This window comes from Domibacillus antri (genome assembly GCF_001936625.1).
Classification (GTDB): domain Bacteria; phylum Bacillota; class Bacilli; order Bacillales; family Domibacillaceae; genus Domibacillus; species Domibacillus antri.
The window spans coordinates 31,984-46,562 of the sequence record NZ_MSDU01000011.1 but is presented as its reverse complement, the minus strand read 5'-3'; the positions used below and the strand labels follow the sequence as shown (position 1 = coordinate 46,562).

14 protein-coding genes and 1 riboswitch are annotated in these 14,579 nt (G+C 46.9%); all 14 genes read left to right on the top strand.

Annotated elements, in window-relative coordinates; translation table 11 throughout:
- Nucleotides 1-22: 22 nt before the first annotated feature.
- Nucleotides 23-2,086: a glucose-specific PTS transporter subunit IIBC gene (ptsG, locus tag BTO30_RS06930; protein WP_075397996.1), complete on the top strand. Its 2,064-nt coding sequence runs from the start codon at nucleotides 23-25 to the stop codon at nucleotides 2,084-2,086.
- Between the two features lie 89 nt (nucleotides 2,087-2,175).
- Nucleotides 2,176-2,718, top strand: coding sequence for a DUF2179 domain-containing protein (locus BTO30_RS06925; RefSeq protein WP_075397995.1), 543 nt, complete (start codon nucleotides 2,176-2,178; stop codon nucleotides 2,716-2,718).
- Nucleotides 2,715-2,909 carry an NETI motif-containing protein gene (locus BTO30_RS06920; protein ID WP_075397994.1) on the top strand — a complete coding sequence of 65 codons (195 nt, stop codon included), beginning with the start codon at nucleotides 2,715-2,717 and terminating at the stop codon, nucleotides 2,907-2,909. The genes BTO30_RS06925 and BTO30_RS06920 overlap by 4 nt, the downstream gene beginning before the upstream one ends.
- A gap of 76 nt (nucleotides 2,910-2,985) precedes the next feature.
- A riboswitch (purine riboswitch) is annotated at nucleotides 2,986-3,085 on the top strand.
- A 94-nt stretch (nucleotides 3,086-3,179) separates the two neighbouring features.
- Nucleotides 3,180-3,668 carry a 5-(carboxyamino)imidazole ribonucleotide mutase gene (purE, locus tag BTO30_RS06915; protein ID WP_075397993.1) on the top strand — a complete coding sequence of 163 codons (489 nt, stop codon included), beginning with the start codon at nucleotides 3,180-3,182 and terminating at the stop codon, nucleotides 3,666-3,668.
- Nucleotides 3,661-4,788 carry a 5-(carboxyamino)imidazole ribonucleotide synthase gene (gene purK, locus BTO30_RS06910; protein WP_075397992.1) on the top strand — a complete coding sequence of 376 codons (1,128 nt, stop codon included), beginning with the start codon at nucleotides 3,661-3,663 and terminating at the stop codon, nucleotides 4,786-4,788. The genes purE and purK overlap by 8 nt, the downstream gene beginning before the upstream one ends.
- Nucleotides 4,789-4,815: 27 nt before the next feature.
- The gene (gene purB / locus BTO30_RS06905; RefSeq protein WP_075397991.1) at nucleotides 4,816-6,111 is read left to right on the top strand and encodes an adenylosuccinate lyase; all 1,296 of its coding nucleotides are present in this window, start codon (nucleotides 4,816-4,818) and stop codon (nucleotides 6,109-6,111) included.
- Between the two features lie 32 nt (nucleotides 6,112-6,143).
- Nucleotides 6,144-6,857 (top strand): phosphoribosylaminoimidazolesuccinocarboxamide synthase, encoded by a 714-nt coding sequence (gene purC, locus BTO30_RS06900; protein WP_075397990.1) that lies wholly within the window; start codon nucleotides 6,144-6,146, stop codon nucleotides 6,855-6,857.
- Nucleotides 6,857-7,111, top strand: coding sequence for a phosphoribosylformylglycinamidine synthase subunit PurS (gene purS / locus BTO30_RS06895; protein WP_018395498.1), 255 nt, complete (start codon nucleotides 6,857-6,859; stop codon nucleotides 7,109-7,111). The genes purC and purS overlap by 1 nt, the downstream gene beginning before the upstream one ends.
- The gene (gene purQ / locus BTO30_RS06890) at nucleotides 7,108-7,791 is read left to right on the top strand and encodes a phosphoribosylformylglycinamidine synthase subunit PurQ (RefSeq protein ID WP_075397989.1); all 684 of its coding nucleotides are present in this window, start codon (nucleotides 7,108-7,110) and stop codon (nucleotides 7,789-7,791) included. Before purS ends, purQ begins: the two co-directional genes overlap by 4 nt.
- A complete protein-coding gene (gene purL / locus BTO30_RS06885) occupies nucleotides 7,775-10,003 on the top strand; it encodes a phosphoribosylformylglycinamidine synthase subunit PurL (protein WP_075397988.1) in 2,229 nt (742 codons plus the stop codon). The genes purQ and purL overlap by 17 nt, the downstream gene beginning before the upstream one ends.
- Nucleotides 9,979-11,412 (top strand): amidophosphoribosyltransferase, encoded by a 1,434-nt coding sequence (purF, locus tag BTO30_RS06880; protein WP_075397987.1) that lies wholly within the window; start codon nucleotides 9,979-9,981, stop codon nucleotides 11,410-11,412. Before purL ends, purF begins: the two co-directional genes overlap by 25 nt.
- Before the next feature lie 18 nt (nucleotides 11,413-11,430).
- Entirely contained in the window at nucleotides 11,431-12,456 is a 1,026-nt protein-coding gene (gene purM / locus BTO30_RS06875) for a phosphoribosylformylglycinamidine cyclo-ligase (RefSeq protein WP_075397986.1), read from the top strand.
- Nucleotides 12,453-13,037 (top strand): phosphoribosylglycinamide formyltransferase, encoded by a 585-nt coding sequence (gene purN / locus BTO30_RS06870; RefSeq protein ID WP_075397985.1) that lies wholly within the window; start codon nucleotides 12,453-12,455, stop codon nucleotides 13,035-13,037. Before purM ends, purN begins: the two co-directional genes overlap by 4 nt.
- Complete coding sequence (purH, locus tag BTO30_RS06865) at nucleotides 13,037-14,572, top strand: bifunctional phosphoribosylaminoimidazolecarboxamide formyltransferase/IMP cyclohydrolase (protein ID WP_075397984.1); 1,536 nt, start codon at nucleotides 13,037-13,039, stop codon at nucleotides 14,570-14,572. The genes purN and purH overlap by 1 nt, the downstream gene beginning before the upstream one ends.
- Nucleotides 14,573-14,579 lie beyond the last annotated feature (7 nt).

Sequence of the window (14,579 nt, the reverse complement as noted above, 5' to 3'; positions counted from 1 at the left end):
CTTCATGAAGGAGGAAAAACTTATGTTTAAAAAACTTTTTGGTGTTTTGCAAAAAATCGGTAAAGCACTTATGCTCCCTGTAGCCATTTTGCCGGCTGCCGGGTTGCTTCTTGCGTTCGGTAATGCGCTTCAAAATCCGACACTTACCGATCTTGCACCGTTTCTTACAGCAGATTGGGTTGTGAACGTGGCGGAAGTTATGGAAAACTCCGGGGATATCGTATTTGGTAACTTGCCGATATTATTTGCTCTTGGTGTAGCCATTGGTCTGGCGGGAGGAGACGGTGTTGCCGGTCTTGCGGCGCTCGTTGGTTATTTAATTATGAATGCGACAATGGGTACCGCGCTTAATCTTGACCGCCTGGAAGTATTGCAGGCCGGAGATCCGGCATATGCCCTTATTATGGGCATTCCATCCCTGCAGACAGGTGTATTCGGCGGGATTATCGTCGGTGTGATTGCAGCGTATATGTATAATAAATTCTTTAATATTGAATTGCCTTCTTATCTGGGATTCTTCGCAGGTAAGCGTTTCGTTCCAATTGCAACAGCAGCATCAGCCGTTATTCTTGGTCTTTTGATGATCGTCATCTGGCCTCCGGTTCAGCACGGTTTGAATACGTTCTCTCATTTCGTCTTAAACTGGAATCTTGCCGGTTCGGCGTTCGTATTTGGTGTCATTGAACGTGCTTTAATTCCATTTGGTTTGCATCACATTTTCTATTCACCATTCTGGTTTGAATTCGGCCAGTACACGAATTTGGCAGGAGAGGTTGTCCGTGGTGACCAGACCATCTTTATGTCGCAAATTAAAGACGGTGTACAAGAACTGACTGCCGGTACATTTATGACGGGTAAATATCCTTTTATGATGTTCGGCCTTCCGGCTGCCGCGCTTGCCATTTATCATGAAGCGCGTCCGGAACGTAAAAAAGTGGTAGCGGGTATCATGGGTTCTGCGGCATTAACGTCTTTCTTAACAGGTATTACAGAGCCGCTGGAGTTCTCATTCTTGTTCGTAGCTCCGGTATTGTTCGCGGTTCATACGATTTTTGCCGGTCTTTCCTTTATGACAATGAACCTTCTTGATGTGAAAATCGGAATGACATTCTCAGGCGGATTGATCGATTACCTTCTATTTGGCGCATTGAATCCGCAAACGAATGCATGGCTTGTTATTCCGGTTGGTCTTGTCTTTGCGGTTATTTATTACTTCGGTTTCCGTTTTGCGATTCGCAAGTTCAACCTGGCTACACCAGGCCGTGAACCGGAAGATGCAGATGCGGAAGACGCGCCGGATGTTGTTGCCGGAGACCTTCCGTATGAAATTTTAGAAGCAATGGGCGGCAAAAAAAACATCGCGAACCTTGATGCATGTATTACGCGTCTTCGTGTATCCGTCAATGACATTGCGGATGTGGATAAAAAACGTTTGAAACAGCTTGGCGCGGCCGGCGTTCTTGAAGTGGGCAATAATATTCAAGCCATTTTCGGTCCTCGTTCTGATAGTCTTCGTCATCAAATGGCGGATATTATGAAAGGGAATGCCCCGCATCTGACTGCTGTGAAGCCGGATCAAGAGGTGCAAAAAGAAATCGAACAGGCGGAGCCGGCTGCTGTTCGTAATGAAGTAAACAGCCGTTTCGCTGCGCCGATTACAGGTGAATTGCTGCCGATCACGGAAGTGCCGGACCCTGTTTTCGCCGGAAAAATGATGGGTGACGGATTTGCCATTAAGCCGGCAGACGGTACAGTTGTTTCACCGGTTGATGGTAAAATCGTGAATGTCTTCCCGACAAAACATGCGATTGGCCTCTTGGCGGACGATGGCCGTGAAGTGTTGATTCACTTCGGTATTGATACAGTGAAATTAAACGGTGAAGGGTTTGAATCGCTTATTGGAGAAGGCGACACGGTGAAAGCTGGCCAGCCTATTCTGAAAGTAGATCTTGATTACATTGCCAACAACGCAACGTCAACGATCACGCCGATTATTTTCACAAACCTTGCAGAAGGTCAATCTGTTGTCATCGAAAAGTCAGGTGCTGTAAAATCAGGTGATGAGAACGTCATTACTATTAAATAAGAAGCAACTAGCCTCAGCCGTTTATCGGTTGAGGCTTTTTTAATTCGGGCGGGTGTGGTACACTGCCGTCACAGAGGAGTGGTAGTTTTATGATGGATAACGCCATTTTTATGGTCGTAATCATTTTGTTGATTAACATTGTGTACGTGTCATTTTTCACCATCCGGATGATTTTAACATTGAAAGGCTACAGGTACACCGCCGCATTTGTCAGTACGATTGAAGTGGTTATCTATGTTGTCGGCTTGGGTCTCGTTCTCGACAATTTAAACGAAATTCAAAACTTGATTGCGTATGCAGTCGGGTATGGACTCGGCGTTATCGTTGGGATGAAAATTGAAGAGAAATTGGCATTGGGCTATATAACGGTCAATGTTATTACAAAAGAATATGATAAAGATCTGCCTAAAGCGCTGCGTGCAGAGGGATACGGTGTCACAAACTGGGCAGCGAATGGTTTGGAAGGAGACCGGATGGCACTGCAAATATTAACGCCGCGAAAATACGAATTAAAGCTGTACGATAAAATTAAAGAGCTTGATCCGAAAGCATTTATTATTGCTTATGAGCCGAAAACCATACATGGGGGCTTCTGGGTCAAAGCGGTACGAAAAGGAAAGTTGATGAAATGAGTAAAAAGAAAACCTTCCGTGTGGAAGAGCATGAAACGATTGATGACTGTCTGAACCGAATGAAAGACGAAGGATACGTTCCAGTCCGTCGGATGGAAAAACCTGTTTTTGAAGAAAAGAAGCAGAATGGAGAGACAATTCATGTCCCGATTGGCCGTGAAATTGTGTTTGAAGGAAAAATAGTCACGTAAATACGAACATTAAAATAGACGCGATAAATATCGTTCGATTTTTTATTGACAACCACTCTTGGTCGTTGTTAATATGTAGATGACAAATAAAGCACCTCATATAATAGCGGGGATATGGCCCGCGAGTTTCTGCCAGCTGCCGTAAACAGCTGACTATGGGGGAAAGCATTCGGAATCTCGATCGGCTGCGGACGAATCGCTTTCTCCTTAAAAAGGGAAAGTGGTCTGTCCGTTTTTTAATGTAAAAAAATCTCACATTGGAGGATCAATATGACGATTGAAGTTGGCGTTATTATGGGCAGTACATCTGACTGGGAAACGATGAAACATGCATGTGACGTGCTTGATGAACTCGGAGTATCATACGAAAAACGCGTCGTATCAGCGCACCGTACACCTGATTTAATGTTTGAATATGCTGAAACAGCCCGTGAAAGAGGCATCAAAGTGATTATTGCCGGTGCTGGCGGCGCCGCGCATTTGCCTGGGATGACAGCAGCAAAAACGACATTGCCGGTTATTGGCGTTCCCGTGCAGTCGAAAGCGCTGAACGGACTTGATTCATTGCTGTCTATCGTTCAAATGCCGGGGGGTGTACCGGTCGCCACAACAGCAATCGGGAAAGCAGGCGCAACGAATGCAGGACTGCTGGCGGCGCAAATTTTGTCGATTGCCGATGCGGATGTTGCTGAAAAATTAGAAAATCGACGAAAAGAAACAGAAAAAACGGTGCTCGGGAGCAGTGATCAACTTGGCTAGAAAAATTATCGAACCGGGTAAAACGATCGGTATCATCGGCGGCGGACAGCTTGGCCGGATGATGGCGCTCGCGGCAAAAGAAGCAGGATTTAAAATCGCCGTGCTGGAACCGGCAGCAGGCGCGCCGTGCACGCAGACGGCTGATATTGTCATACAAGCACCATATGATGATCAGGACGCATTAAAGCGCCTGTCTGATGTGAGTGATGTTATTACGTATGAATTTGAAAATATTGATTACGGCGGTTTGAAGGAATTAATGAAAGAAGCGTATGTCCCGCAAGGAGCGGAACTGATCCGCATTACGCAAAACCGCGTTTTTGAAAAAGAAGCCATAACGAACGCCGGTGTTCCGGTCGCACCGTATCGGGTGATTCGGACCTTGAAGGATTTGGAAGCGGGCATGGCCGATCTCGGACTCCCCGCTGTTTTAAAAACGGCGACGGGCGGCTACGACGGCAAAGGACAATACGTGATCAAAGAAGTGGGACAGGCGAAAGAAGCGGCCGCTCTTTTAACTCACGGAGAATGCGTCCTGGAACAGTGGGTGCCGTTTGAAAAGGAAATTTCGGTGATTATTACGCGCAGTCCTGAAGGGGAAACAGCCTATTTCCCAGCCGCTGAAAATATTCATGTCGACAACATTTTACATAAATCGATTGTGCCGGCCCGGATCTCAAATGAAACGGAGCAGGCAGCACTCGAAGCAGCCGGAAAAATTGCATCGGCGTTGTCACTTGTCGGTACACTTGCTGTCGAAATGTTCGTTGGCAAAGGCGGGGAAATCTACATTAATGAATTGGCGCCGCGTCCGCACAATTCGGGGCATTATACGATTGAAGCATGCGGCATTTCCCAATTTGGACAGCACATTCGCGCCATTTGCAACTGGCCGCTTAAAAGCACAGAGCTGTTAAAGCCGGCTGTTATGGTGAATGTTCTCGGTGAACATGTAGAAGGCCTTATTCAAGGCATCCCGGACAAGCCGGAATGGTCCATCCATTTATATGGAAAAGATGAAGCGAAAGAAAAGCGCAAGATGGGACATGTGACCATTTTAGCCGATACGGTTGAAGAAGCGCTGCAAGATATAGATGAAAGTCGAATTTGGACCAACTAATACGTATAAAAATCGGAGGAAGACAAAATGATCGAACGTTATACGCGGCCGGAAATGGGCGCCATCTGGACAGAAGAGAACAAATTTAAAGCATGGCTTGAAGTAGAAATTCTAGCCTGTGAGGCATGGTCAGAGCTTGGCGAAATTCCGAAAGAAGATGTGAAAAAACTACGCGAAAATGCAAGTTTTGACATTGACCGCATTAATGAAATCGAACTCGAAACACGCCATGACGTTGTGGCATTTACACGTGCCGTATCCGAAACACTTGGTGAAGAGCGAAAATGGGTTCATTACGGCTTAACATCAACAGATGTTGTTGACACAGCGTTGTCTTACTTGTTAAAGCAGGCGAATGACATTTTGCGCAAAGATATTGAGAACTTTATCGAAATCCTCCGTAATAAAGCGATTGAGCATAAGCATACGGTCATGATGGGGCGTACACATGGCGTTCACGCGGAACCGACAACATTCGGTTTGAAAATGGCGCTCTGGTATGAAGAAATGAAGCGTAATCTTAAGCGTTTCAATGACGCGGCTGAAGGCGTTCAGTATGGAAAAATTTCAGGCGCTGTCGGCACATATGCGAACATCGACCCATTCGTTGAAGAATATGTTTGCGGAAAACTTGGCACGAAGCCGGCTCCTGTATCTACACAGACATTGCAGCGTGACCGTCATGCTCATTACATGGCCACACTTGCACTCGTTGCGGCATCCATTGAAAAGTTTGCGACGGAAGTGCGCGGATTGCAAAAGTCAGAAACGCGCGAAGTGGAAGAATTTTTCGCAAAAGGCCAAAAAGGATCGTCGGCTATGCCTCATAAACGCAACCCGATCGGATCGGAAAACATGGTGGGTCTTGCTCGTGTAATCCGTGGCCACATGGTAACGGCGTATGAAAATGTTTCACTTTGGCACGAACGCGATATTTCCCATTCATCCGCAGAGCGTGTCATTTTGCCGGATGCGACAATTGCACTTAACTACATGTTGAACCGTTTCGGCAACATTGTGAAAAACTTGACGGTCTTCCCGGACAACATGAAGCGCAACATGGACCGCACACTTGGCTTAATTTACTCACAGCGCGTTCTTCTTGCTTTAATCGATAAAGGAATGGCACGTGAAGCAGCATATGATACGGTACAGCCGCGTGCGATGGAAGCGTGGGACAAGCAAGTGCAATTCCGTTCACTTGTGGAAGCAGACGAAACGATTACATCAAAATTAACGCCGGAAGAAATTGCCGACTGCTTTGATTACAACTATCATTTGAAGCACGTTGACACGATTTTTGACCGCATTGGTCTGAAGTAAGGCTTATTCCTAAATATCGGGAGGAACCGGACATGAACAAAGGCAAACAGCTTTATGAAGGAAAAGCAAAACGCATTTATGCTACGGACCAGGAAGATATCGTCTGGATTGAATATAAAAACTCCGCAACAGCCTTCAACGGTGAAAAGAAAGCGGAAATTGATGGGAAAGGCCGTTTAAATAACTTAATTACAGGTCTTCTTTTTAAGAAACTTGCGGAAAAAGGCATCGAGTCACACTTCGTTGAGCAAATTTCTGAAAACGAGCAGCTTGTCAAACACGTGACCATTATTCCGCTTGAAGTCGTTGTCCGAAATGTAGCGGCAGGCAGCATTGCGAAGCGTCTCGGGTTTGAAGAAGGTACGCCGTTTAAAGAGCCGGTCGTTGAGTTTTACTATAAGAACGATGAGCTTGGCGATCCGCTTTTAACAGAAGACCATATTAAAATCCTGGACATCGCGACACCGGAGGAACTGCAATTTCTGAAAAAAGAAGCGCTCCGTGTCAATGAAGTTCTTATCCCTCTTTTTACGGATATGGGAATTGACTTAATTGACTTTAAAATCGAGCTTGGCAAAGATAAAAACGGCCATATTTTACTGGCGGATGAGATTTCTCCGGATACTTGCCGTCTTTGGGAAAAAGGCACGAACCGCAAGCTGGATAAAGATCTTTTCCGCCGCGACCTTGGCGGGTTAACAGAAGCATATACGGAAATTTATAACCGATTGGGAGGAACTCTATAATGTATAAAGTTAAAGTTTACGTCACACTTCGCGAAAGCGTACTTGATCCACAGGGGAAAGCTGTTCAGCAGTCATTATCAAGCCTTGGCTACAACGGTGTAGAAGATGTGCGCATCGGCAAATACATGGAGCTTCAATTTGACGATACAGTAACGGACGTAGAGGGTACTGTGAAAGAAGTGTGTGAAAAGCTTTTGTCTAACCCGGTTATTGAAGATTACCGATATGAAATCGAGGAGAGTGCGAAACAGTGAAATTTGCAGTCATCGTATTTCCAGGGTCCAACTGTGATGTGGACATGTACCATGCAGTAAAAGACGAACTCGGCGAACAAGTTGATCTAGTTTGGCACGACGTCGACAACCTTGACCAATATGACGGGATTTTGCTTCCAGGCGGCTTCTCATATGGCGACTATCTCCGTTCAGGCGCGATCGCTCACATGTCGAATGTAATGGCGGCTGTTAAAAAAGCAGCGGAAGCAGGCAAGCCGGTTCTTGGTGTCTGCAATGGCTTCCAAATCCTTCTTGAGTCCGGTCTGCTTCCAGGCGCCATGCTTCGCAACAAAAACCTGAAATTCATTTGCCGTACAGTGGAATTGACGGTTGAAAATAATGAAACAATGTTTACGTCTCTATACGAAAAAGGCGAGAAAATCAGCATTCCAGTTGCACACGGTGAAGGCAACTATTACTGCGATGATGAAACACTTGCAAAATTAAAAGAAAACAATCAAATCGCCTTCACATATGCGAGCGATGTAAATGGAAGTCTTTCTGATATTGCCGGTATTACAAACGAAAAAGGCAATGTACTTGGCATGATGCCGCATCCGGAGCGGGCTGTTGATGATCTTTTAGGCAGCGCAGACGGACTTAAACTTTTCCAATCAATTGTGAAACACTGGAGGGACTCTCATGTCGTTAACGCTTGAACCAAATCCACAGCAAATTAAAGAAGAAAAGCTTTACCGTACAATGGGTTTGACGGACGAAGAATTCGGCAAAGTAGAGGAAATTCTCGGACGCCTGCCAAACTATGCGGAAACTGGTCTTTTCTCCGTTATGTGGTCAGAGCACTGCAGTTATAAAAACTCAAAACCTGTTCTTCGTAAATTCCCGACAGAGGGCGAGCACGTTTTGCAGGGACCGGGCGAAGGCGCCGGCATTGTCGATATTGGTGATGGACAGGCGGTTGTATTTAAAATTGAGAGCCATAACCATCCATCTGCCATTGAGCCGTATCAAGGCGCTGCGACGGGCGTCGGCGGTATCATCCGTGACGTTTTCTCCATGGGTGCGCGTCCGGTGGCGATTTTAAACTCGCTTCGTTTCGGTGAGCTGGAAACATCCCGTGTGAAATATTTGTTTGAAGAAGTTGTTGCCGGTATTGCCGGTTATGGAAACTGCATCGGTATTCCGACAGTCGGCGGGGAAATTCAATTTGATCCATCATATGACGGCAACCCGCTTGTAAACGCAATGTGTGTCGGTTTAATTGACCATAAAGACATTCAAAAAGGACAGGCAAAAGGCGTTGGCAACACCGTTATGTATGTGGGCGCAAAAACAGGACGCGACGGCATTCACGGTGCCACATTCGCATCGGAAGAACTAAGCGAAAGTTCTGAAGAAAAACGCCCGGCTGTGCAAGTAGGCGATCCGTTCATGGAAAAACTCCTTCTTGAAGCATGCCTTGAGCTTATTCATAATGATGCCCTTATCGGCATTCAAGATATGGGTGCAGCGGGTCTGACAAGTTCATCTGCTGAAATGGCATCTAAATCCGGTTCCGGTATGGAAATGAACCTTGATTTAATTCCACAGCGTGAAACAGGGATGACACCGTATGAAATGATGTTGTCTGAATCACAGGAACGTATGCTGATTGTTGTGAAAAAAGGACGCGAAAAAGAAATTGAAGACTTATTTGCCAAGTACGGTCTTGAAGCGGCATCTGTCGGCGTGGTAACAGATGACAAAATGCTCCGTCTTCTTCATAAAGGCGAAGTGGCGGCAGAAGTGCCGGTTGACGCTCTTGCTGAAGATGCACCGGTTTACCATAAACCATCCGCAGAACCTCAATATTTCCGTGACTTCCAGGCAATGGAGCCAAAAGCGCCAGAGGTTGCAGACTATAAAGAAACACTCGTGAAATTGCTGCAGCAGCCGACGATTTCAAGCAAAGAATGGGTATACGACCAATACGACTATCAAGTAAGAACAAACACAGTTGTCGCACCGGGTTCTGACGCAGCGGTTATCCGCCTGCGCGGCACGAATAAAGCACTTGCGATGACAACAGACTGTAACTCCCGCTACATTTACCTTGACCCGAAAACGGGCGGTAAAATTGCGGTGGCAGAAGCAGCTCGTAACATTATTTGCTCGGGTGCACGCCCTCTTGCCATTACAGACGGCTTAAACTACGGAAGCCCTGAAAATCCGGGTGTGTTCTGGCAGCTGGAAGAATCAGCTGACGGCATCAGTGAAGCATGTCTTGCGCTTCAGTCACCGGTTATCGGCGGCAACGTCTCTTTATACAATGAAACAAATGGCACAGCCATTTACCCGACACCAATTATCGGTATGGTCGGTCTAATCGAAGATATCGCACATATTACAACGCAGGCTGCTAAACAGGCAGGCGATCTTGTCTATGTGATTGGCGAGGCCGAAAATGAATTTGGCGGAAGCGAATTGCAAAAAATGACGAATGGCGGCGAGATTTTCGGAAAATCACCTGCCATTGATTTAACAGTGGAAAAAGCACGTCAAGATGCGCTGCTTGCAGCGATTCAAAATGGTGTTGTTCAGTCGGCGCATGATATTTCAGAAGGCGGCTTTGCGGTTGCGCTTGTTGAAAAATTATTCGGTACAGGACTAGGCGCTGACGTATCACTTGAAGGTGAAGCAACAGTGGCTCTATTTGCGGAAACACAGTCCCGCTTTATCGTAACAGTGAAAGCAGAAAATAAAGAAGCATTTGAAGCAGCTGTACAGGATGCTAAACAAATCGGTGAAGTGACAGCAGAACCAGTTGTATCTATTCAAGTTAACGGAGAAGAAGTGGTACAGGCACCGGTCAACGAACTGGAGGATGCCTGGAAAGGAGCTATTCCATGCTTGCTGAACTCAGAGGCTTAAATGAAGAGTGCGGCGTTTTCGGTGTCTTCGGTCACGAAAATGCATCACAAATCACGTACTATGGCCTTCAAAGCTTACAGCACCGCGGACAGGAAGGAGCAGGCGTCGTCATGAGTGACGGAGAGCGCCTCCGCGGTCATAAAGGCGAAGGTCTTGTCACAGAAATTTTCAACCAGGATATTATCAATGGACTGACAGGATCAGCAGCGATTGGCCACGTGCGTTACCAGACAGCAGGAGGCGGCGGTTACCAGAACGTACAGCCGCTCCTTTTTCACTTTCAAACAGGCAGCCTCGCGCTTGCGCATAACGGCAACCTTGTAAATGCAACTTCGTTGAAACATGAACTGGAAGCGCAGGGAAGTATTTTTCAGACGACTTCTGACACAGAAGTGCTTGCGCATTTAATTCGCCGCAGCAGCTACGGCTCCATGAAAGACCGCTTAAAAACAGCGCTGTCGATGTTAAAAGGTGCCTATGCATTTCTTGTTATGACGGAAAAAGAAATGCATGTGGCGCTTGATCCGCAAGGGCTTCGTCCGCTGTCGATCGGCAAACTCGGCAATGCCTATGTCGTTGCATCTGAAACGTGCGCGTTTGACATTATCGGCGCAGAATTTTTACGCGATGTTGAGCCGGGCGAACTGATCACGATTAAGGAAGACGGTCTTCATTCAGAGCAATTTGCGGCTTCTGTCAGCGATGCAATGTGTACGATGGAATACGTCTATTTTTCCCGTCCGGACAGTGACATTCATGGCATTAATGTTCACAGCGCCCGCAAGCGTCTCGGCAAAATGCTTGCGAAAGAAGTCGATCAAGCCGTACTCGATGCGGACGTCGTAACGGGTGTGCCGGATTCAAGTATTTCCGCTGCGATCGGTTTTGCAGAAGCAACAGGCATTCCATACGAATTAGGATTAATTAAAAACCGCTACGTCGGCCGAACGTTTATTCAGCCGTCTCAGTCGCTTCGTGAACAAGGGGTAAAAATGAAACTATCCCCTGTACGAGGTGTGATTGAAGGAAAAAAAGTGGTTATGGTAGATGACTCGATTGTACGAGGCACAACAAGCAGACGGATCGTGACCATGCTGAAAGAAGCAGGAGCGAAAGAAGTCCACGTTGTCATTAGTTCTCCGGCGATTAAGCATCCATGCTTTTATGGAATTGATACGTCTGAAAAAGGGGAACTGATTGCAGCGCATCATACAAATGAAGAATTGCGCAAATTGATCGGCGCCGATTCATTAACCTATTTAAGCGTGGAAGGCACGATTGAAGCGATCGGTCACCGTAAAAATGTACTCGGTGAATGCGGTCAGTGCATGGCCTGCTTTACAGGAAATTACCCGACGGAAATTTTCCCGGATACACAGCATCCACATGATAAAGAAATTATGTGCTAATTTTAAGGAGGAGAAACAATGGCAAAGTCGTATGAAGCAGCCGGTGTAAATATTGAAGCTGGCTACGAAGCGGTTGAACGGATGAAAAAACATGTAGAACGCACGAAACGGGCCGGTGTCATGGGGGCGCTTGGCAGTTTTGGCGGCATGTTTGACCTGTCCTCTTTAAACTTAAAAGAGCCGGTTCTCGTTTCGGGAACGGATGGCGTCGGCACAAAATTGAAGCTTGCTTTCATGATGGATAAACATGACACAATCGGCGTGGACTGCGTGGCAATGTGCGTGAACGATGTTGTGGTACAAGGCGCCGAACCGCTTTTCTTCCTTGATTACATCGCGTGCGGCAAAGCGGTACCGGAAAAAATCGAGCAGATTGTCAAAGGAGTGGCAGACGGCTGCGAGCAGGCCGGCTGTGCCCTCATCGGCGGAGAAACTGCGGAAATGCCGGGTCTTTATGACGAAGAAGAATACGATATGGCCGGCTTTACCGTTGGTGCGGCTGAAAAGAGTGCCGTTGTAACAGGCGATGATGTAAAAGAAGGCGATGTTTTGATCGGTCTTGCATCAAGCGGCATTCACAGCAACGGCTATTCACTCGTACGTAAAATTTTCTTTGAAAAACATAACTTGTCCGTTGATGCAAAAGTGGACGGCTTGTCTGTTCCGCTTGGTGAAGCATTAATTGAACCGACTCGTATTTACGTCAAACCTGTTCTTTCCGTATTGAAAGAAGCGAAAGTGAACGGGATGGCCCATATTACGGGCGGCGGTTTCGTTGAAAATATTCCACGCGCACTGCCGGATGGACTTGGGGCGGCAATTGAAGCAGGTTCATGGCCGGTACCGGACATTTTTAATGTTCTTGAAACGTACGGCGAGCTTGATCGTCAGGAAATGTACAATATCTTTAACATGGGCATCGGTTTCGTATTAATCGTACCGCAGGAAGAAGAAGCAAACGTGAAAGCATCGCTTGAAAAAGCAGGCGAGACAGCCTATACAATCGGACGTGTTGTGAAAGGCGAAGGAGTTACAGTTCAATGACGAAAATTGCCTTATTTGCTTCCGGAAGCGGCAGCAACGTGCAGGCAATTGCGGAGGCGGTTGAAGCGGGTACAGTGCCCGCTGAAATCGTCTTACTCGTCTGCGATAAACCGGATGCCTACGTGCTGGAACGCGCTGAAAAGCTGGGCATTCCCACATTCGCTTTTAAGCCGAAAGAATACGAATCAAAAGAAGCATTTGAAACAGACATCGTGTCCCGTCTCCGCGCTGCGGGGGCGGAGTATGTGTTTCTGGCCGGTTATATGCGGCTGATCGGTCCGACACTACTCAACGCATACCGCAATCGGATTGTGAACATTCATCCGTCTTTACTGCCGGCATTTCCAGGAAAAGATGCCATTGGACAGGCCTTTGAAGCGGGTGTGAAAATTTCGGGCGTTACCGTCCATTTTGTCGATGAAGGGATGGACACAGGTCCGATTATTGACCAGGAATGCGTGCGGATTCATTCCGGCATGACACGGGATGATGTTCAAACAGCCATTCAAAAAATAGAGCACACTCTTTACCCGAACGTCATAAAAAATCTTTTGAACGGAAACAGGGAGGAACAGAACTGATGACTAAACGCGCATTAATCAGCGTATCAGACAAAAGCGGCGTGACTGAATTTGCGAGAGAGATCGCAGCGCTTGGCTACGAAATCGTCTCAACAGGCGGAACGAAAAAAATGCTTGCAGAAGCAGGGGTACCGGTAAAAGGTGTAACAGATGTAACAGGTTTTCCTGAAATATTGGAAGGTCGTGTAAAAACACTTAATCCTTACATTCATGGCGGTCTGCTTGCAAAACACGGCGAGCCGGATCATCAAAAGCAGCTGGAAGAGCATAACATCCAGCCGATTGATATCGTCTGCGTCAATCTGTACCCATTTCAGCAAACAATCGCAAAACCGGACGTGACAACAGAAGATGCCATTGAAAACATCGACATCGGCGGCCCGGCGATGCTTCGCGCGTCAGCGAAAAACCACGAATATGTAACGGTTATCGTCGATTCAAGCGATTATGATCAAGTGCTATCCGAGCTGAAAGGCGAAGGCAAAACGACACTTGAAACACGCCGCAAGCTCGCAGCAAAAGTGTTTCGCCACACAGCAGCGTATGATGCGATGATCGCGGGCTTTATGACGGATCTTTCCGGAGAAGAAAACCCGGAAAAATTAACCGTCACATATGAATTAAAGCAATCGCTTCGTTACGGTGAAAACCCGCATCAAAAAGCGGCGTTTTATTCACAGCCGCTTGGTTCTTCTTTCTCTGTTGCCCGTGCAGAGCAGCTTCACGGCAAAGAACTGTCATACAACAACATTCGCGACACAGATGCAGCGCTTCAAATCGTAAAAGAATTTGACGAGCCGGCAGCGGTTGCTGTAAAACATATGAATCCGTGCGGCGTTGGGGCAGGTGCGACGATTGAAGAAGCGTATGCGCGTGCGTATGCAGCCGACCCTACGTCTATTTTCGGCGGTATTGTGGCATTGAATCGCCCTGTTTCCAAAGAGCTTGCCGAAAAATTGCATGAAATTTTCCTTGAAATTATCGTAGCTCCTTCATTTGATGAAGAAGCAATTGAAATCCTTTCGAAAAAGAAAAATATCCGTTTGTTGACACTCGATTTTGCGAACGGCAAAAAAGGCGAGAAAGTATTAACGTCTGTTGAAGGCGGTCTTCTTGCACAGGATCTTGACGAATTGTCTCTTGCAGATGCAGAGATAAAAGTCGCGACGAAACGCGAGCCGACGGAAGAAGAGTGGACAGCTCTCAAACTTGGCTGGAAAGTCGTCAAACACGTGAAGTCAAATGCCATTGTGGTAACAGACGATAAAATGACACTTGGCGTAGGAGCTGGACAAATGAACCGCGTCGGTGCCGCGAAAATCGCCCTTGAACAGGCGGGAGAAAAAGCGAAAGGTGCAGCTCTTGCATCAGATGCGTTCTTCCCGATGGATGATACAGTCGAAGCGGCAGCCAAAGCCGGGATTACGGCGATTATTCAGCCAGGCGGCTCCATTAAAGATGAAGATTCTATTAAAAAAGCGGACGAATACGGCATTGCGATGGTCTTGACAGGCATCAGACATTTTAAACATTAATAGGGGG